This window comes from Alteromonas sp. McT4-15 (assembly GCF_020515205.1).
GTDB lineage: Bacteria > Pseudomonadota > Gammaproteobacteria > Enterobacterales > Alteromonadaceae > Alteromonas.
Genome location: NZ_JAJALG010000008.1, coordinates 43,890 through 62,587 on the forward strand (window position 1 = coordinate 43,890; position 18,698 = coordinate 62,587).

The 18,698-nt window shown below is 44.3% G+C and carries 19 protein-coding genes; 13 read left to right on the forward strand and 6 right to left on the reverse strand.

The features are described 5' to 3' along the window. Positions 1 to 91: 91 nt before the first annotated feature. The gene (locus LHL20_RS21180; protein WP_226432969.1) at positions 92 to 982 is read left to right on the forward strand and encodes a LytR/AlgR family response regulator transcription factor; all 891 of its coding nucleotides are present in this window, start codon (positions 92 to 94) and stop codon (positions 980 to 982) included. Between the two features lie 79 nt (positions 983 to 1,061). Here the strand turns inward: LHL20_RS21180 and secF are convergent, their stop codons facing one another. The 6 genes from secF to LHL20_RS08400 form a co-directional block, all read right to left on the reverse strand. Next, a complete protein-coding gene (gene secF / locus LHL20_RS08375) occupies positions 1,062 to 2,003 on the reverse strand; it encodes a protein translocase subunit SecF (protein WP_202262056.1) in 942 nt (313 codons plus the stop codon). A gap of 10 nt (positions 2,004 to 2,013) precedes the next feature. Next, positions 2,014 to 3,858 (reverse strand): protein translocase subunit SecD, encoded by a 1,845-nt coding sequence (gene secD, locus LHL20_RS08380; RefSeq protein WP_159627062.1) that lies wholly within the window; start codon positions 3,856 to 3,858, stop codon positions 2,014 to 2,016. A gap of 55 nt (positions 3,859 to 3,913) precedes the next feature. Next, complete coding sequence (gene yajC / locus LHL20_RS08385; RefSeq protein WP_159627063.1) at positions 3,914 to 4,252, reverse strand: preprotein translocase subunit YajC; 339 nt, start codon at positions 4,250 to 4,252, stop codon at positions 3,914 to 3,916. A gap of 24 nt (positions 4,253 to 4,276) precedes the next feature. After that, positions 4,277 to 5,389, reverse strand: coding sequence for a tRNA guanosine(34) transglycosylase Tgt (tgt, locus tag LHL20_RS08390; protein ID WP_202262057.1), 1,113 nt, complete (start codon positions 5,387 to 5,389; stop codon positions 4,277 to 4,279). A gap of 157 nt (positions 5,390 to 5,546) precedes the next feature. Further along, on the reverse strand, positions 5,547 to 6,593 hold the full coding sequence (gene queA, locus LHL20_RS08395; protein WP_226432970.1) for a tRNA preQ1(34) S-adenosylmethionine ribosyltransferase-isomerase QueA: 1,047 nt from the start codon (positions 6,591 to 6,593) through the stop codon (positions 5,547 to 5,549). 385 nt (positions 6,594 to 6,978) lie between these two features. Continuing rightward, positions 6,979 to 7,182, reverse strand: coding sequence for a DUF6471 domain-containing protein (locus LHL20_RS08400; protein WP_232369772.1), 204 nt, complete (start codon positions 7,180 to 7,182; stop codon positions 6,979 to 6,981). A 276-nt stretch (positions 7,183 to 7,458) separates the two neighbouring features. On the opposite strand from LHL20_RS08400, the gene LHL20_RS08405 reads away from it, so the two are divergent. The 12 genes from LHL20_RS08405 to LHL20_RS08460 all read left to right on the forward strand — a co-directional run bounded on the left by LHL20_RS08405 (position 7,459) and on the right by LHL20_RS08460 (position 18,698). Next, positions 7,459 to 7,848, forward strand: coding sequence for a DUF2170 family protein (locus LHL20_RS08405; protein WP_159627067.1), 390 nt, complete (start codon positions 7,459 to 7,461; stop codon positions 7,846 to 7,848). A 23-nt stretch (positions 7,849 to 7,871) separates the two neighbouring features. Further along, the gene (locus tag LHL20_RS08410; protein ID WP_202262059.1) at positions 7,872 to 8,552 is read left to right on the forward strand and encodes a PspA/IM30 family protein; all 681 of its coding nucleotides are present in this window, start codon (positions 7,872 to 7,874) and stop codon (positions 8,550 to 8,552) included. 129 nt (positions 8,553 to 8,681) lie between these two features. Next, entirely contained in the window at positions 8,682 to 9,737 is a 1,056-nt protein-coding gene (locus LHL20_RS08415) for a potassium channel protein (RefSeq protein WP_226432971.1), read from the forward strand. A gap of 12 nt (positions 9,738 to 9,749) precedes the next feature. Beyond that, entirely contained in the window at positions 9,750 to 10,394 is a 645-nt protein-coding gene (locus tag LHL20_RS08420; protein WP_226432972.1) for a YjfK family protein, read from the forward strand. Between the two features lie 15 nt (positions 10,395 to 10,409). Beyond that, a complete protein-coding gene (locus tag LHL20_RS08425) occupies positions 10,410 to 10,826 on the forward strand; it encodes a DUF350 domain-containing protein (RefSeq protein WP_159627070.1) in 417 nt (138 codons plus the stop codon). 10 nt (positions 10,827 to 10,836) lie between these two features. Beyond that, a complete protein-coding gene (locus LHL20_RS08430) occupies positions 10,837 to 11,469 on the forward strand; it encodes a DUF1190 family protein (RefSeq protein WP_159627071.1) in 633 nt (210 codons plus the stop codon). 2 nt (positions 11,470 to 11,471) lie between these two features. After that, positions 11,472 to 12,638: a glutathionylspermidine synthase family protein gene (locus LHL20_RS08435; protein ID WP_226432973.1), complete on the forward strand. Its 1,167-nt coding sequence runs from the start codon at positions 11,472 to 11,474 to the stop codon at positions 12,636 to 12,638. Positions 12,639 to 12,656: 18 nt separating this feature from the next. Next, complete coding sequence (locus tag LHL20_RS08440) at positions 12,657 to 13,196, forward strand: rhomboid family intramembrane serine protease (protein ID WP_226432974.1); 540 nt, start codon at positions 12,657 to 12,659, stop codon at positions 13,194 to 13,196. A 46-nt stretch (positions 13,197 to 13,242) separates the two neighbouring features. Further along, a complete protein-coding gene (locus LHL20_RS08445; RefSeq protein WP_159627074.1) occupies positions 13,243 to 13,944 on the forward strand; it encodes a VC0807 family protein in 702 nt (233 codons plus the stop codon). Positions 13,945 to 14,101: 157 nt separating this feature from the next. Beyond that, complete coding sequence (locus tag LHL20_RS08450; protein ID WP_226432975.1) at positions 14,102 to 14,818, forward strand: ABC transporter ATP-binding protein; 717 nt, start codon at positions 14,102 to 14,104, stop codon at positions 14,816 to 14,818. Next, on the forward strand, positions 14,815 to 17,427 hold the full coding sequence (locus LHL20_RS08455; RefSeq protein ID WP_226432976.1) for an ABC transporter permease: 2,613 nt from the start codon (positions 14,815 to 14,817) through the stop codon (positions 17,425 to 17,427). Before LHL20_RS08450 ends, LHL20_RS08455 begins: the two co-directional genes overlap by 4 nt. Next, positions 17,424 to 18,698, forward strand: a complete 1,275-nt coding sequence (locus LHL20_RS08460) for a lipocalin-like domain-containing protein (RefSeq protein WP_226432977.1) — start codon at positions 17,424 to 17,426, stop codon at positions 18,696 to 18,698. Before LHL20_RS08455 ends, LHL20_RS08460 begins: the two co-directional genes overlap by 4 nt.

Below are 18,698 nucleotides of genomic sequence, written 5' to 3' on the forward strand. Positions count from 1 at the left end.
ATAGTGACAAATCAACTTGGTATATCTACTGTGTTGCGTTGCTGACCAACAAGGCCTAAGTGACGAAAAACAAGGGGTTTAGGGATAAGCGGTGAATAGTTGGGATGAAAAATGGAGCCAGTATCTTCGCGATACTGAGCCAAAACATAAGTATGCGGCATTTCTTCTACTTGTCGTATATCTATTTATTAATAACTCGATAAATGCTGCATCTAGCTGGACGGAATTTTCGCGCAGTGAAAGTAATAGTGTGGCACTCTGGGAGCCTTATGTATGGGAGTACAGTAGTGCACTAAGTACTGCGATATTGGTTATTCCCTTAATCTTAGCCATACGTGTTCTTGATAAAAGTAAAAAGTCCAGCGCCGTTTGGTTGGGCTGGCATTTTGTATTTGCGAGCGTATTTTCAGTTTCCCATGTCGTTTTCATGGTTGCCCTGCGCAAGCTCGCCTATTTGATGTCTGAGCGTAGTTACGACTTTGGGGTTTGGATTAGCGAGTTTGTCTACGAATACAGAAAAGATGTCTGGGGTTATATTACGCTTGTAACCTTTTACTACATTGCGCGATTTGGCTACCAGCGACTAATAGGTGAAGCGTCACTGATTAAAAGTGATACCTCGCTTCCAGATTTTGAAAGTGAAGCACTTGCACTGCCTGACTATTTACTAGTTAAAAAACTCAATAAAGAATTCTTAGTTAAAGTCAGTGATGTTCAGCGAGTGGAAGCCTCAGGAAACTATATCAACTTACACACTCACGTTGGTGTTTATCCGCTTCGGTATACCTTAAGCAGATTTTGCAAAGAAGGCGCGATGCACGGGTTCGTACGTGTCCATCGCTCACATGCCGTAAGAATTCCTTCCATTCAATCTATCACGTATGACGATACAGGAGACGGCCTTATCACCCTTAACAACGGCCAAACTGTGTTGCTCTCAAGACGCTACAAAGACAGCTTAAAGCAAGTTTTAGCGCCATAAACTTCTAGTGAGAGCTCTAAGCCGTATATAAAAAAACCGCATCACAGATGCGGTTTTTGTTTTTACGAATCAAATGCGATTAAGGCATGGGATCTAAGTCTGCACCTTCTTTTTCCACTTGAGGTGGCATCAAGTCTTCCTTGCTGATACCTAACGCAAGCGCTACTGAACTCGCAATATAGACAGACGAGTAAGTACCTACTACTACACCAAATAACAATGCAGTGGCAAACCCGTGAATTAACGCACCGCCCTTGTAAAACAAGGCTACCAATACCAACACAGTAGTTAATGAAGTGATGATGGTACGGTTTAAGGTTTGCGTTAACGAAATATTGATGATCTCTACCGGTTCACCCTTACGGATTTTACGGAAGTTTTCACGAATACGGTCCGACACAACGATAGTATCGTTCAGTGAGTAACCAATAACAGCTAGCACTGCCGCTAGTACCGTTAAGTCGAATTCAATCTGTAGTACAGAGAATAAACCCAAAGTAAGAATAACGTCATGAGCAAGGGCAGATACTGAGCCCAGTGCAAAACGCCATTCAAAACGCATTGCTACATAAACCAAGATACACAGTAAAGCGACTAGCATTGCTAGACCACCCTGCTCGGTAAGCTCTTCACCTACGTTAGGCCCTACGAACTCGATACGACGCATATCTACTGCGGTGCCATCTGCACGCAAAGCTGCAAGGACTTGCTCACCAATGGTAACGGCTTTTACGCCGTCACGCGGTGCAATGCGAATAAGCACATCTTGGCTACTACCAAAGTTCTGTACAATAGCGTCTTCAAACTCTGCGTTATTTAGCTGCTTACGAATAGATTCAAGATTCGCAGCATCTTCGTAACCGACTTCAATCAAAGTCCCGCCAGTAAAATCAAGGCCCCAGTTGAGGCTATTTACGCCTAGCGATATGAATGAGCCTAAAATAAGCACCGTTGACAGCACCATCGCAGGAATGCGAAGGCGCATGAAATTGACGGTATCGGAAAGTTTTAATAATTGCATGTTACGCTCCTTAAATCGCCAATTTCTCTACGCGCTTGCCGCCCCATACTGCGTTAACAATAACGCGAGTAACTAAAATAGCGGTAAACATCGACGTAGCAATACCAATCATAAGCGTAATTGAGAAGCCTTTAATTGGGCCTGTACCCACAGCAAACAAAATAAGGCCTGCAATGAACGTAGTAATGTTTGCATCCAAAATGGTTGAGAATGCACTGTCGTATCCATGGTGAATTGCTTGTTGTGGACTGCGTCCGTCACGAAGCTCTTCCCTAATACGCTCAAATATGAGCACGTTTGCATCTACCGCCATACCAACGGTTAATACAATACCTGCCATACCCGGTAGTGTAAGCGTCGCGCCTGGGATCATAGACATAATGCCGACAATCATGACCAAGTTAGTAACAAGTGCAATATTCGCTACCACACCAAACGCTTTGTAGTAAATAAGCATGAAGATAAGTACTGCGGCCAAACCATAGATAATGGCCTGCATGCCCAGCTCAATATTCTCTTTACCTAAGCTTGGACCGACTGTGCGTTCTTCAACAATTTGAATTGGCGCAATAAGCGCACCAGCGCGAAGTAGTAGTGCCAAGTCGCGGGCTTCTTTTGGAGAGTCTAGGCCAGTGATTTGGAACTTACTGCCAAGCTGTGCACGAATAGTTGCAACAGAAATAACCTGCTCGTGCTTCTCAAAAACAAGTTTACCGTCTTTGTTGCGCTCGCCAGTCGATTTATATTCGATAAACACCGTCGCCATTGGCTTACCAATATTGCCACGCGTTGAACGCGACATCTTGTTACCACCTTCTGAGTCAAGCGAGATATTTACATTAGGCAGACCGTATTCATCAACGCCACTGTTCGCATCAATGATATGACTTCCCGTTAGCATTATGCGCTTCTCGAGAAGTTGCGGAATACCTTGCTGATCTTCAATAACTTGAGAACCAGGAGGCACGCGACCATTTAACGCATCGCGAATATCGTTTTTCTGGTCAACCATACGAAATTCAAGCGTTGCGGTAGCGTTTAGAATTTCTTTAGCGCGTGCGGTGTCTTGAATACCTGGTAGTTGAACCACAATACGATCAGCACCTTGCTTTTGTACAAGTGGCTCGGCAACACCTAGCTGATTTACACGGTTACGAATAATGGTGATGTTTTGCTTCACGGCATTCTCGCGAATTTCTTGCAATTTGCTTTCTGCAAATACGGCGCGAAGCGTCAAATCATCAATTTGGTTAAAGGTTAAGTCACGGCTTTGATTACGCAAAAAGAACTCAGCTTTATCAAGGGCGTCTTCGTCGCGGAACGTGATGTCAATATGGTCATCTACCTGCTTTACGCCACGGTAACGAATCCCTTCTTCACGCAATGAAGTACGAAAGCCGCTTTCAGCATCTTCTAGTGATTTAGCGATAACTTCTGTCATATCCACTTCCATTAAGAAGTGAACACCACCGCGTAAATCAAGGCCTAACTTCATCGGCGCGCCACCTAGCCCTTCTAGCCACTCAGGCGTATCGGGCGCAAGGTTCATAGCAACGAAATAGTCGTCACCCAGCTCTTTTTCTAGCGCTTCTCGCGTGACTAGTTGGGTATCAGAATCTGATACGCGCACAAGTATTTGTTCGTTTTCAAATTCAACGCGTTTAGGTGAAATGTTTTTTGCAGCAAGTGTCGCTTTAACTTGTTCGACCGTAGCATCAGTGACTACAGCGTCGCGACCCGCAGAAATTTGTACAGCGTGATCTTCGCCGTAAATGTTCGGAAGCGCGTAAAGCGCGCACATTGCAACAACAATGAGCGCACTAAGCACTTTCCAGATTGAGTTTTTGTTTAGCACTGGATAATCCTTTCGTGCCAGCACCGGGTAGCATCCCGGCCCCGGCGGTTGTTACTTACAGTGACTTCATAGTGCCTTTAGGCAGCACTGCAGTCACAGAAGACTTCTGAACAACAATATTGTTAGCATCGTTAAGTGCCACTTCGATGAAGTCTTTCTCTTCAGACACTTTTGTGATTTTACCTACTAAACCACCTTGAGTTAGTACCTCGTCGCCTTTGCTAAGCGAAGACACTAAGTTCTTATGCTCTTTTACGCGTTTCGCTTGCGGACGGTAAAGTAAGAAGTAAAAAATCAAACCGAAAACCGCCAACATGATCAGCATTTCCATGCCACCGCCTTGTTGAGCACCGCCAGCAGATTGCGCGTATGCGTTTGAGATAAATAGACTCATAAAATTCCCCAAATATTATCGTTGTTATAGTGCCGGAACCGGCAACCCTTTTTGTTCATAGAATTCTTGTACAAACTCATCGAGCGTGCCTGCATCAATCGCATCGCGAAGACCTTGCATAACACGTTGATAGTAACGAAGGTTGTGAATGGTGTTCAAACGCGCACCCAAAATTTCGTTACACTTGTCCAAATGATGTAAGTATGAGCGAGAATAGTTTTTACAAGTGTAACAATCACAATTCTCGTCAAGTGGTGAAGTGTCGTTTCGATGCTTAGCATTGCGAATCTTAATGACACCTTCGGTGACAAACAAATGTCCATTTCGCGCATTACGCGTTGGCATTACGCAGTCAAACATATCAATACCGCGGCGAACCGATTCAACTAAATCTTCCGGCTTACCAACACCCATTAGATAGCGTGGCTTATCTTCCGGAATTTTTGGTGCTGTATGATCGATGATGCGGATCATATCTTCTTTAGGCTCACCTACCGACAAACCACCGATGGCATAACCGTCAAAGCCAATGGCTTCAAGACCGGCTAATGACACATCGCGAAGCCCTTCGTACATACCGCCTTGGATGATACCAAACAGTGCAGCTGGGTTGTCACCGTGTGCGTCTTTACTGCGCTTTGCCCAACGTAAAGACATTTCCATTGATACACGCGCTTCCTGCTCCGTTGCCGGATATGGCGTGCACTCATCGAAAATCATCACGATGTCAGAGCCAAGGTCGCGCTGAACCTCCATCGACTTTTCAGGCGTAAGAAGTATTTTCTCACCATTAATTGGCGATCGGAACGTAACACCTTCTTCCGTTATCTTGCGTAAATCACCAAGACTGAATACTTGGAAGCCGCCTGAGTCGGTAAGAATGGGTTTGTCCCAATTCATAAAATCATGCAGATCGCCATGCTGACGAATAATGCCAGTCCCTGGACGCAACATTAGGTGAAATGTATTACCAAGACAAATGTGTGCACCACTGTCTTCAAGTTCTTCTGGGGTCATCCCCTTAACGGTACCGTACGTACCTACTGGCATAAACGCTGGCGTTTCAACTACACCACGTTCGAATACCAAACGACCGCGTCGTGCACGACCTTCGGTTTTTAACAACTCAAATTGCATGTGAAAGCATTCCCACTTTAGTGCGCCATTGCGCCGGGTATAAAAATAAATTGGCGGCGATTATACCAGTAATTCAGCTGAGATCATGCCCCGTATCTATGTTTATCTGTAACTAAACCTGAATAAAACGATACAAAGCCAATTCACCGTTAATCAACTAGGCTCGTTCAATGAACATTGAGTCGCCATAACTGAAAAAGCGATACTCATTTTCAATGGCTTGTTGGTAAGCATTCATCACATTATCTTTACCCGCAAATGCGCTGATTAGCATCATCAATGTAGATTCTGGTAGGTGGAAGTTCGTGAACATGGCATCCACAACTTTAAATTCAAAACCAGGGTAAATAAATATTTCAGTATCTTCGTAAAAGGGCGCAATAATAGCGTCGTGGCTGCGTTCACTACTTGCTTTAGCAGCTGACTCTAGTGAGCGAACCGATGTGGTCCCAACCGCTATTACACGCTTGCCGTTGGCTTTGGTTTGCAATACAGCATCTACCACTTCCTGCGGCACTTCTGCGTATTCTGCATGCATTTTGTGCTCTTGAATATTGTCAACGCGTACCGGTTGAAATGTACCTGCTCCAACGTGCAGCGTAACAAACGCCAAGTTTACACCCTTTTCTTTAAGTGCCCCCAAAATGGCGTCATCAAAATGAAGACCCGCGGTAGGCGCTGCTACCGCCCCCGGCTTTTCATTGTAGACAGTTTGATAACGCTCTTTATCTGAGTTTTCGTCTGGACGGTCGATATAAGGAGGTAATGGCATGTGACCGTGTGCCTCAAGCAGCGACAACACTGTCTCTTCGTGATCAAACTGTAGAATAAACAGCGCATCATCTCGGCCCGTAACGGTCACATTAACTTTATCTTCTAGAATTAGCTTAGTGCCAGGCTTAGGCGCTTTACTTGCTCTAACGTGCGCCAGCGCACTTTTGTCGGAGGTAATGCGTTCAATCAGCACTTCAACCTGTCCGCCGGTTTCTTTCTTGCCTAGCAAGCGAGCTGGAATAACCCGCGTGTTGTTAAAGACTAACAAGTCACCTTCGTCTACCAGTGACAGCATTTCTGCAAACATGCTGTGTGTTACTTTGCCAGTTTTGCCGTCTAAATGAAGCAAACGGCTCGCAGCTCGCTGCTCCGTTGGATATTTTGCGATTAATTTTTCGGGAAGCTCAAAGCTAAAATCAGATAGTTTCATAAATACAGTACTGCTTTACTAACTCGGTTAACCAAATAATAGGATTAAGTCTCATGTTGTGAAACGATCTAGCTGTACGACACCGAACTTCTATTGAAGTTAAGCCAGAACAGATACAAAAAAGCACAACACATTTAAACACTTACCCTTAAAGGTATTAAATAAAATAACGCATTATAAGGTCGCATACTTTTGACAGGGATTTATAAATAGCGCCCACCATCTTAAACGGTTAAGATACGTACAGATAGTGATGATGTTCTCCCATAACATTCCTTATCTTTTGATACCCAGCTAGGTGCTGGGTATTTTTTTGCCTGATAAAAGCATTGCGGTACTCACCCCAGGCTGCATGCCGACGCTTTAAACCGACATTTTACGCGGTTTATTCATTAAGGTCAGTTAAGATTTCTTCTAAAAGTGCACTATCTAGCGGTCTTGCTTTTAGTACGTACAATATTTGTAGAAGCAAGTCCGCCCCCATTATCCCTTTGTTAACCTTATTTCTAAGGTTATCTGCACTTTGCTCTACGCCTATTTCTTCTAAGCGCTGGCTTAATGCTTGATATTTAACCCCTCGCACTGACATTTCAGATTTTACAACCCTTGCGACGGTTTGACGCCATGCATTTTTAGCACTCAATTGCCACTCCAAAACCACCCACTTGTGATATATAATTTACAAAAACACACTTTTTTACACTTAAAAAGCAAATTTGCTATTGACGATTATGGCACAGTGAGTCTACACTGCAAGTCAAGATATTGGCGTAGATGAAAATAGTCGCTACAGTGGAACGGTTGAAATCACGCAACGCGACATTCATATACGACATTATCGCTTCAATAATTAAAGGAGAAAGGTATGAGCTGGGAACTAGAAAGCATCGAAGCCTTATTTACAGAGCACGATGACTTTGTGGTAACACGAGAGGAAAACTGCTTACTAATTGCTAATCAAGACGGCATTGATGCATGGCTTGCCATTAGCGGTGAGCAAATATTAGTGGAAAGCTTGTTGTTTTCAGCGTCGGAGGTTAAGGATAAGCCTGCGCTAGATCATGAAATTTTGTCATCTCATATGGTGTTCCCATTAACAACTGTGGGCATATCGAATATTGGAGGTGAAGAATACTACACCGCGTTCGGTGCGCTAAGCGCGCAGTCTAAAGCGGAAAGTATTGTTATTGAAGTCGAAACCCTGTTTCAGAATGTTGCATCATTCCTTGATGCTTACGAAACACACCTTAACTAAAATTTACTTCTAAGGAGAAGCGAATGTCAGTGTGGAAAAAATTAGTAACTGCAGTAAAAGGTGGTGCGACCGAGGCTGCGCAGTCAGTAGTAGACAGTCAGGCTATTCGAATTCTGGAACAAGAAATTAGAGAAGCCAAAGAAGAATTGCGCAAGTCAGATCATGCCCGTACGCAAATTTTGGCGAAGTGCAAACTATCACAACAAAAAGTCGATAGCTTTGACTCTTCCATCGCAGAATACGAAGCGCATGCGCGAAAAGCAATTGACACAGACCGTCAGCTAGCGCTTGATTGTGCCCAGAAAGTTTCAGAACTGAAAGAAGAGCGCGACCAAGAACAAGCCTATCTTGATCAGTTCCAACAGTCTGAAAAACAGCTTGCTCAGAACATTCAGCAGGCAAAAGCTAACTTGCGCCGATTAGAGCAGCAAGTTGATATGGTGAAAGCAACTGAAAGCGTGCAAAAAGCGCAAGTTGCCGTGTCATCTCGCCATATGGGGGCTAACAGCAAAATGAAAACGGCGACAGAATCGCTGTCTCGTATTCAAGAAAAACAGAAAATGCGTAATGCAGAGCTTCAGGCTGCTGAAGAACTTGCTGGTGATGAATCAAGCAGTGATTTGGAAAAGCGCCTAGCAGAAGCTGGTATCAAAGGCGGAAAGACCTCTGCTGATGATGAACTGGCACGCATCTTAGGTAAGTAGTACCAAAGGGAGCTCACCGCTCCCTTTCTTTTTGAACATGGTTTTCAATGCTTTGTTACACATAAACCATAGACAATTTTCACGCATAAAGGCAGAGTACTAGCACGCATAACAAGGGCTGTTTGTTTTATGTCTCCATGGATTAAACTGCGTAAAATTATGCTGCAATATTTTGCAGAATCTCGATGGTACACCATTTTAGGTGCTACTGCGTTTTACGCCGTTTCAAGTTACTGGTTACTTTTCGCTGCAGGTGAAGTTGACCTCATTGCCGATGTTGATTTTCTCTACTGGCTTGCAGTTACCGCCTCCACCGTGGGTTACGGTGATCTTTCCCCTGTCACATCTGCAGGTAAGTTAATAGTCGCACTTTACGTAATTCCACTGGGTTTAAGTATTTTTGCAATGGTCATCGGCCGTATTGCCGCGTGGGTCTCTCAGCAATGGAAAAAAGGGTTATTGGGAATGAATAACTTACATCTTGATAAACATATATTGGTTATTGGCTGGAATGGTCAGCGCACTATGCTGCTTTTAGATTTATTATTGCGAGAGCGCGATGCCATGCCCGATCGACCAGACATTGTGTTGTGTGTAAAAGCCGATATCACTAACCCACTTCCTGGCGTAATTGAATTTGTAAAAGTTGACTCGTTCAACAAGGACGAAGATATGGATCGCGCCTGCATTGCCAATGCCAGAACTATCCTTATTGACAATCCGCAAGACGATATCACTATGACTACCGCACTTTATTGTGCCAAACGAAACCCAGATGCCCATCAAGTGGCTTACTTTGAAGATGAAAGCCTAGTAGGACTGCTGCAGGACCACTGCCCTAAGGTAGAATGCACTCCGAGTGTGGCAGTCGAGATGCTTGCGAAGGCGGCATTTGACCCTGGTTCAAGTATGCTGCATCACGATTTACTCAGTGTTGATGAGGGCCAAGCCCAATTTTCGGTGAAAATTCCAGACGACAGTGCCACTATTTCAGTTGCAAAACTCTTTGTTAATTTAAAACGCAAACACAACGCTATTTTCATCGGCTATGCGCCGAATAGCCAAGTAAAAGAAATGGTTGTCAATCCACCACTTGAAGCCACGCTGAATGCGGGTGATACATTATTCTACATTGCCGAGCGACGCATCAATGCTATTAATTGGTCGTCGCTTGACGCCGACTAAAGGGCATTAAGTATGTTCAGCAAACTATTTAAAAAATCAGCGCCAAAAAAACCTAAAGCACCTGAAGTAATGGGGCTTTATTTAGGTGGCTCGTTTGAATTGGATAACTTAAAGCTCTCTTTACTTGAGCCTGAATTAACCATAGAAGGGGCCGCTCGTTCGCAACTCATTCAAGCGGTAGGCGAGGCTGCGCTTGATACAGGCGGCACGCTGTTGCGCTTTTACACCGATGACGACGCCTTCCTTCAGGTTATATTAGATGGTGGCATGACGGAAAATCATATTACTGATGTAAAGCTGTGGCATTTCTACGATACGAAAACTATTGGCAGTACCGCCCAATGGAATGAGTGCTTGAAGAATATCATCAGCCAACCTACCTATGAATTGGATGGCAAGATATTTACCCGTGTTTGGGAAGCTGTGGGCGAAGAGTCTCCACCTGTTGCGGTAACTGAAACTACCTACGAAGAAGATGGCGATATGAGTAAAACCGATCAATTCATGATGCTTTATGAGCGCCCTCTGGATAATGATAGAGTGGAAACACTTTTAGTTGTCGGTGAAGAGAAGCAAGTGGGTACTAACTTAGACAGATGCTTAGTGATTTCAACAGGCTTTGATATTCAACCTACTGATATAACAATAAACGGATAAAAAAAAGGATTAACTATGGATACAATTATGCATTCTCTTGCGGGCCTTGATAACTTCGCGTTGTACTTCGGCCTATCAATCGTTTTCTTATTTATTTTCAAGTTAGTTTACGCATTAGTCACGCCCCATGACGAATGGAAGCTAGTTAAAGAAGAAAAGAATGTAGCGGCAGCGATTGGTTTTGGCGGCGCAATTATTGGCTTTGCCATTGCGCTGGGAAGCGCAGCTTCAAATTCTGTAGCCATTGTCGATTTCGCGATTTGGGCGTTGGTTGCAGTGGTTGCACAGTCACTGGCGTTCGCCATTTTGCGATTTAGCTTTATGCCTAAAATTGCAGAGCGCATAAACAACAACGAAGTATCAGCAGGCGTTATGTTGGCAAGTATGTCAATTGCAGTGGGTCTGTTAAACGCAGCTTGCATGACCTATTAAGGGGGCTGTGATGACAACGAATAACGACAAGCTCAGGACAAAGCGCACCAAGCACATTGACTTAACACGCATGCGCAAAGCGTTCAGTGTGAAGCCTATTGCATTAGGTGTTGCCAGCGTCATGTTAAGTGCTTGTGGCTCAGAGCGTGAAGATGCCACTATTTATACATCGCTTGAAGACTGCAAACAGGACTTCCCTGATGCAGTTGAGCGATGCGAAGCAGCCTATCAAACGGCACTAGACGAAGCTATGCGTACTAGTCCACGTTTTAATTCGGAATATGACTGCGAGTATGAATTTGGTCCTAATCAGTGCCAATACGTCAACAATAACAGTGGCAGCTTTTTTATGCCGTTCATGGCAGGCTACATGGTAAGTTCATTGCTTTCGCCCAATCGCTACTACTCTCAACCACTGTATACGTCGTACTCTTATAATTCTCCCTTTCGCTCACGCTGGATAACGGCTGATGGTTACGTGTTTGATGGTGATATCCGCAAGCGAAACTATCGCGTAAATAAGGACGTTTACAAACCAAAACCAACGGTAAATCGCACGATGAAACGCGGTGGTTTTGGTAGTAGCGTACGCGCCAAATCTTCGTGGGGAAGCAGCAGCCGTAAAGGCGGCTGGGGCGGTTAACCATGTTTAGAATGCCATGCCAGCCACGCAAGGGCTGGCAGCAGTTGGCCAACGAGTTTGGCTTTCACTTTCACACTATGTATGGCGAGCCTTATTGGGATGAAAGTGCCTACTATCAGTTCACGCTTCAACAAATAGAAAAGGATATTGAAGACCCCACTGCCGAGCTACATCAAATGTGTTTAGCCGTAGCGGATGAAGTGGTCAACAGCGAAGCGTTACTCTCACGTTTTTGTATTCCTGAACACCACTGGGATTTAGTGAGAGACAGTTGGCTACAACGAGATCCTAGCTTGTACTCCAGACTCGACCTTGTCTATAACGGAAAAGGGCCGGCAAAACTACTGGAAAACAATGCTGATACCCCCACTAGCCTATACGAATCAGGCTTCTGGCAATGGCTATGGCTAGAGCAAAATGTTGACAATGGGAGACTCGCTCGTCATGCAGATCAGTTCAATAGCTTGCAAGAAAAGTTGGTGCACCGGTTTCGCGAAATAGCCCTGCATTACAATATCAACCAGCTTCACATGGCGTGCTGTAAAGACACAGCAGAAGACAGAGGCACAGTGCAATACCTGCAAGATTGTGCCCGTGAAGCTGGCCTTCATACTGATTTTGTCTTTATTGAAGATATTGGCATTGCAGATACGGGTGTGTTTACTGATCTGCACAATAGTCCTATTACCGACTGCTTCAAGCTGTACCCATGGGAGTTTATGTTGCGCGAAGAATTTGGTAGCGAGTTAGTAAATGCTGGCGTGAATTGGCTTGAGCCTCCGTGGAAGGCCGTCATTTCAAATAAAGCGTTACTCCCCCAATTATGGAAACAATTTGAAGGGCACCCTAATTTATTGCCCTCTTTCTTTTCGGATGAAATTGGTTCTCAAACACAATCGGGTAAATGGATTAAAAAGCCATTATTTTCAAGGGAAGGGGCCAACGTGTCACTGATTGAGCATGGCCAAGAAAAAGAACTCAGCAGTGGCCCTTACGGCGAGGAAGGCTTTATAATTCAAGCTTTTGAACCATTACCCGTATTTGAAGGTAACCATACACTTATAGGCAGTTGGTTAGTTGATGATATGCCCGCTGGTATTTCGGTAAGGGAAGATGCATCTGCAATTACGCAAGACTTATCTCGGTATTTGCCGCATATCATCCTGTAAAGAGATTAAGGAGTCTCTATGAAGCCCCTTTCTTTTCAAATACGTGTTCTTTTAACTCTGGGTGCGTTACTTATTGCGATAGAGGTGGCCAACCTACTTACTGGCAATGCACTTAACCAGTTTGGTGTAGTACCGCGCTCATTAGCACACTTACCTTACATTTTTACAGCGCCTTTTCTTCACGGCACACCCACCCATTTAATGGCAAATCTAGTACCGCTGCTGTTGTTCATGTGGCTCACCATGCAGTGGGGCAAACGCTCATTTATTATCGCGACGGTCAGTGCATTACTCATTGGTGGGTTAGGCGTGTGGCTATTTGGACGCAGTGCTACGCACATTGGAGCCAGTGGCATGGTGTACGGATACTTCGGCTTTTTAGTGCTCGCAGGCTTTCGAAGCAACAAAGTACGCTATTTATTAATATCCTTAGTGGTTGCAGCGCTATACGGCGGAATGTTAGTGGGTGTATTACCCACATCTAAATTTATTTCCTTTGAATATCATTTGTTTGGCTTTATTGGTGGCTTATTTGCCGCATGGCACTGGGCACGCTAATTTGTTTTTGTATAATTAGCGTCACGATAAGACGTTGAAAGTAACTATGTCAGCAGTACAACAACCTACGCAAAAAAATCAAGGCTTCTTTGGAAATCTTGCCTTTAACATCATCATTCCTGTCGTTTTGATGAGCTACGCAAGTTCCGAAGATTACTTAGGCCCCGAATGGAGCATTGTCGCGGCACTGAGTTTCCCAATTGGCTATGGCTTATGGGATTTAAAAGCGTCGGGTAAAGTCAATGGCTTTTCTATATTAGGTATTATCAGTGTTTTACTGACAGGCGGGTTTAGTCTTCTTAAATTACCTGCTGATTACATCGCTATTAAAGAGGCCGCTATTCCTGGTCTTATTGGCATTGCTATTCTTGTCACGCAATACTCAAATAAACCACTGGTTAAGATGTTGGTGCTAAACGATCAAATTATTAATTGGCCCCACTTAAATGCTGTGCTTGATGCAAAAGGTAAGCAGGCTGAGTTCAAAAAGAAAATAGCAGTAAGCTCTTACATTGTAGCAAGTTCATTCTTCTTATCATCGGCGCTTAACTACATATTGGCAAAAGTGATTTTAGTGAGCGAACCAGGCACCACTGCCTACACAGAAGAGCTTGGCCGAATGACAGCTCTCAGCTACCCCGTCATTGTTATTCCAAGCATGGTGCTATTGATTGCAGCGCTATGGTATTTATTTGCTCAGATAAAAAAGGTTACTGGCGAAGAGCTTGACGACTTCATCAATCAATAAGCACATCTACACCACCTGATTACAATATGAGTTTACAAAAGCGGCACTGACAAGTAGTGCGCTTTTGTTTTTATCATTTGGTTTTTAACCAAAATGCCATTCTGTTGCGTATACTGAAGACACTGTTTTGTTAGCGTTTTTTTGAGTTTACGCATTTATGCTTACCATCAATGGTCTGTCTAAGTCCTTTTCTTCTGATGTACTGCTTTTAGACCGTTTGTCACTAACGGTCAAGGCAGGTGAATCAGTGAGCATTCAAGGTGCATCAGGGTGTGGAAAATCTACCCTACTCTCACTTATTGCCGGTTTCGATGCACCTGACGAGGGTCAAATCTATGTAGGAAACGAGCGCATTTTTGATAGCCAAGTCGCTGCCAGCAAAGGCGCATCTATTAAAAGGCCTGCTACCACAGGCAAACTTGATGATTTTCGCAAGCAATACCTTGGCATTGTATTTCAAAGCTATAACCTTTTTGACTGTTTCAACGCTTATGACAACATTGCCTTTACCTCACGGTTAAAAGGCAACTTTGATGCAGAGTATCAGCAGCATTTAATGCAAGAGTTGGGGATCGCTCATCTTGCCAAAAAGCCAATACACTTGCTATCTGGTGGTGAGCAACAACGCTGCGCCATTGCTCGCGCATTGGTACACCGCCCTGCTTTGGTACTTGCTGATGAACCTACGGGAAACTTAGACGAAGCAACCAGTGATGTAGTCTCAACATTATTGTTTGATGTTTGTCGCAGTACTAACACCGCGCTTGTCGTAGTAACCCATAGCCAAGAAGTGGCAGAAAAAGCCGTTATGGAAACCAAACTTCACGCTGGAAAGCTGGTTTCACTTACCAATAACCAAAGTGCATGCGGATGAAAAGCGCCCTGCACACTTTCGGATTAACATTAAAAACGCTTTTTGCAATGGCAAAAAAGCGATGGCTCGAGCCGCTTCTTATTATTGCTGCTATTGCAGTGGCGAATGCAGGTCTTATAACAGTATTGCTTATCAATGAAGGCGCCGAACAAGGCGAGTTATTAGAAAGCAAAGACAAGCTATTTACCGACAATGTATTGGTCCCCATCAACAGCGACCTGTCGCTAACTAAAGAAGATTATGTAAAAGCGCGATTGGTGGGGTTTACTCAACTTGCCGCGCTTGCTCAGCGCACTGTGCGCGTATCGTGTGGCGACGCGACATCAAGAACATTTAATGTCAACATCATGGGCGTAGACACCCAAGTACTGATGAGTCACTTTGTTAGCGTATCGAATTTACAAAACGGCGGCGCATGGCTTAGCACAGAAATGCAGGGGCAAAACAATACTGCTGTAAGAGGCCTCATGCACCCTGCTACATTGGGCGAAATAGCATGTAAAAACCTTGTGTCGTCAGACGTAAAATGGCCATCGATTATCAATCCTGTTGTGAGTGCTGCTGTTCCCCAAGATACTATAGTTATCGCTATTGCCGACTTTTATCGGCACGACGTCACTGTGCAAGATACGCCGCTTTCAGGTTTGTTATCGCTCATGCCGTTGTCCAGTCAGGACATTGAAGCGCTAAACAGCATTACCTCAGTCACATTAGTTAAACCTCAAAATACGTTTGCCCAAGAAACAGGGTCACTCCCAGATAGCTTTAAGCTTAACCTTTGGGCAATGAGTGCACTTATGGGTGTTGTTGCACTATTCATCGTGTTAAACGCGCTTAACCTGATGTACCGCACACGTTTGCCCAATATGATTCGACTAAGACAGCTAGGCATTCAAAGCTATATTCTATCCTTAGCACTTGTTACTGAGCTTCTGCTCTATTGTGTGTTTGGCATCCCCCTTGGCATGATTGCTGGTTTTAATGCGGCCTCCTGGCTATCCCCAGTGATTAGCGGTACGTTTTCTTCTTTGTTTAGCGCTGTCTTCATAACGCCAGACGTCAATTTGCTCTCGATATTTTTATTTGCGCTTACTGTGACCTTCACTTCGCTAGTTGTCTTTTCACTATTGCCAGTCAGCCAACTAGCCAATGCCCTCTCACACCGTAAAATAAAGCAAGAAAGCCAGGCTTCTCTAGCGCAAGCTAGTGTGATTTCATGCATAGTGCTTTTAGTACTTTATCTGTTGTCACACTTCGTTTCTTCCACAACACTCGCACTTGGCTATGTTGCCGCATTACTGCTTAGTAGCTGCGCGTTGGTCTTACTTTGGTTGCCTATATTGACCACATGGCTTGCTAAAGTTACGCCAAAACGTTGGGTGGTGTTATTTTTTGTTGTTTCAAATATGCAGTCGCTGTCATCTAAGTCACGATTGGCCGTTTGCGCATTTTTTATCGCACTTACCGCCAATATTGGTATGAACACCATGACAAGCAGTTTCCGAGACGCGACTGTTGACTGGTTAAAGCAACGCCTTTATGCCCCTGCATACCTTTATACTGATATGCTGTATTCAGATATCGTGTTGCCAGACAGCCTCGATGCAACCCCCTTGATGAGGTTAAAAGCCACCTTGAATGAGCAGAGCATTTCTGTCTCTAGCTACCCCCTTCATACCGAGGGAAAAATCGCATTGCTACTTGATAATGCGATGGATGATGCGTGGGAGCAGTTTTCAAAAGGCCAAGGGGTTTTTATTAATCAACAATTGGCACTGATGAACAACGTGCGCATTGGCGACACACTCTCTTTGTCGAACTATTCATTGGCAACAAATAGAAGCGGTTTAGACAAGAACATCACTACCCTTACGGTTGATAGCGACACCCTAGACGATACCCTGTTTAGTAAAAAGCAAGCGTGGCGTGTACTGGGTATATACCCTGACTACGGCAATACACAAGGGCAAATATTTGTCCCCCTTCCCCGTTTATTGTCAGCTCGTAAGGAAAACAGTGGGCTAAATAACATGTTGTTTTCTGGGGCTATGGCACTGTATCCAGCTACTCAAGATTCTGCTTCTGCAAGCACACTAATAGACAGCACACTAACAGACAGCGCAATAACAGAGTTGGCGGCACCATTTGGCAATGCCTATTCAAAAACACACCTACTTAACCAGTCGCTTAAGGTTTTTGATCGCACGTTTTTGCTAACCGATGGACTGAATATCACCACGCTCGTCGTCGCCGGCATTGCCTTTGCGGTATCGCTAACGGTTTTAGCTTTAGGTAACGCTCCGCAATTGAATACATTGCGGGCACTGGGTGTCAGTCGCCTACAAGTGAAAAGCGCGCTGTTTACACAGTATTTTTTGCTTTGCCTTGTAACCGCGATATTGGCCATTCCCTTTGGTATTTTCTTAGCTTACGTGTTTATTGTTATGGTAAACAGGTACGCATTTAACTGGGTGTACCCCATTGTCATTCAGACTGACGTAATAATGTCCAGCGTGATGCTCTCGCTTGCCATTGTGTCAGTGGTTTTACTTTTGCCACTCGGGAAACTTGAACCAAAGGTCGACCTTCGCCAGGAGGTACAGCTATGAATAAGTCATTGAAACGCGTAGGTCTATTCTTAGTTGTCGCAGGCATTACCGTGTTTTTTAGCTTTTTGCTGATACCAGAAACAAAGAACACACCTAATAAAGACAGTGCGCCTTTAGCCCAAAACGACAGGCCTCGACAATTTTTCGGTGGCATAACCGCACAAGATGCAGACATTGCCGCGCAAAGTTTCGCGCAAGTAACGAAAGATAAGCTTCTAACCTTGCCTAACGATCACAAAAGCCATCCAGATTATCAGTTAGAGTGGTGGTATCTCACGTTTGTGTTAGAAGATGACCACAAAAATGAGTACGGCCTTCAATATACGTTGTTTAGATTTAAGCCCCCTAGCAGTAGTAAAGTCGCTGAAAGCAATTGGGCTAATACTCAGCAATGGATGGGGCATGTTTCACTACACACCAACACACAGCACTATTTTGAAGAGAGATTCGCAGCAGGCGGTGTGGGTAATGCTTATGTAAATGGCAGTCCGTTCGAAGCGATTATAGACGACTGGTCATGGCGTACCTCGGCTCCAAACAATATTCAATCCATGTTCCCGTCATCCCTAAAATTATCACTGAAGAACAAAAATGCCACGGGAAAAAGTTCGCCATCACGAGACCAAGCACTTGCATTAGGCGAATCAGTGTCTATTGATTTATCGCTCGATACTTCAGGCCCATTTGTAAAGCAAGGCGATAATGGATATAGCCGAAAAACGCTAGATGAACGACTTCGCTCTTACTATTACAGCCAACCGTTTATCAACGCAAAAGGAAACCTACTAATTAATGGAAAATCAATTGGTGTTAAAGGGCTTGGATGGTTTGACCATGAATGGACCAGTCATCTTGCCAACAGCGATGCCATGGGATGGGATTGGTTTTCGCTGCATTTAGACAATGGAGACAAACTCATGGCATTTCGTATGCACTCTACTCCATCAAGTTCTGCAACTGCCCTGTCAGATATTTTTACTACTGGTACTTATATGACCTCAAGCGGCCTTAAAAAGACGTTATCAGATGAACAATTATCAATAATACCAGTAGAAAACGAAACTATTACAACTCGAACTGGGCCGCGCGATGTCCCCACGTCATGGCGTATAGTGCTTAAAGACACGGCCAGTGATCTTGCACTTGATCTTAATATAAGCCCCTTTAAAGCCAATCAATGGAACGAAAGCGCATTTCCCTACTACGAGGGACGCGTTAATCTATCGGGTACTCATACTGGAACAGGCTTTTTAGAGCTAACCGGCTACTAA

Coding starts and splice junctions, on each gene's coding strand:
- LHL20_RS08450 (WP_226432975.1), top strand. CDS start 14,102: ATGCTTACCATCAATGGTCTGTCTAAGTCCTTTTCTTCTGATGTACTG.
- LHL20_RS08420 (WP_226432972.1), top strand. CDS start 9,750: ATGTTCAGCAAACTATTTAAAAAATCAGCGCCAAAAAAACCTAAAGCA.
- secF (WP_202262056.1), bottom strand. CDS start 2,003: ATGCAATTATTAAAACTTTCCGATACCGTCAATTTCATGCGCCTTCGC.
- yajC (WP_159627063.1), bottom strand. CDS start 4,252: ATGAGTCTATTTATCTCAAACGCATACGCGCAATCTGCTGGCGGTGCT.
- LHL20_RS08410 (WP_202262059.1), top strand. CDS start 7,872: ATGTCAGTGTGGAAAAAATTAGTAACTGCAGTAAAAGGTGGTGCGACC.
- LHL20_RS08455 (WP_226432976.1), top strand. CDS start 14,815: ATGAAAAGCGCCCTGCACACTTTCGGATTAACATTAAAAACGCTTTTT.
- LHL20_RS08405 (WP_159627067.1), top strand. CDS start 7,459: ATGAGCTGGGAACTAGAAAGCATCGAAGCCTTATTTACAGAGCACGAT.
- queA (WP_226432970.1), bottom strand. CDS start 6,593: ATGAAACTATCTGATTTTAGCTTTGAGCTTCCCGAAAAATTAATCGCA.
- LHL20_RS08435 (WP_226432973.1), top strand. CDS start 11,472: ATGTTTAGAATGCCATGCCAGCCACGCAAGGGCTGGCAGCAGTTGGCC.
- LHL20_RS08440 (WP_226432974.1), top strand. CDS start 12,657: ATGAAGCCCCTTTCTTTTCAAATACGTGTTCTTTTAACTCTGGGTGCG.
- tgt (WP_202262057.1), bottom strand. CDS start 5,389: ATGCAATTTGAGTTGTTAAAAACCGAAGGTCGTGCACGACGCGGTCGT.
- LHL20_RS08415 (WP_226432971.1), top strand. CDS start 8,682: ATGTCTCCATGGATTAAACTGCGTAAAATTATGCTGCAATATTTTGCA.
- LHL20_RS08425 (WP_159627070.1), top strand. CDS start 10,410: ATGGATACAATTATGCATTCTCTTGCGGGCCTTGATAACTTCGCGTTG.
- LHL20_RS08430 (WP_159627071.1), top strand. CDS start 10,837: ATGACAACGAATAACGACAAGCTCAGGACAAAGCGCACCAAGCACATT.
- LHL20_RS08400 (WP_232369772.1), bottom strand. CDS start 7,182: ATGTCAGTGCGAGGGGTTAAATATCAAGCATTAAGCCAGCGCTTAGAA.
- LHL20_RS08460 (WP_226432977.1), top strand. CDS start 17,424: ATGAATAAGTCATTGAAACGCGTAGGTCTATTCTTAGTTGTCGCAGGC.
- LHL20_RS08445 (WP_159627074.1), top strand. CDS start 13,243: ATGTCAGCAGTACAACAACCTACGCAAAAAAATCAAGGCTTCTTTGGA.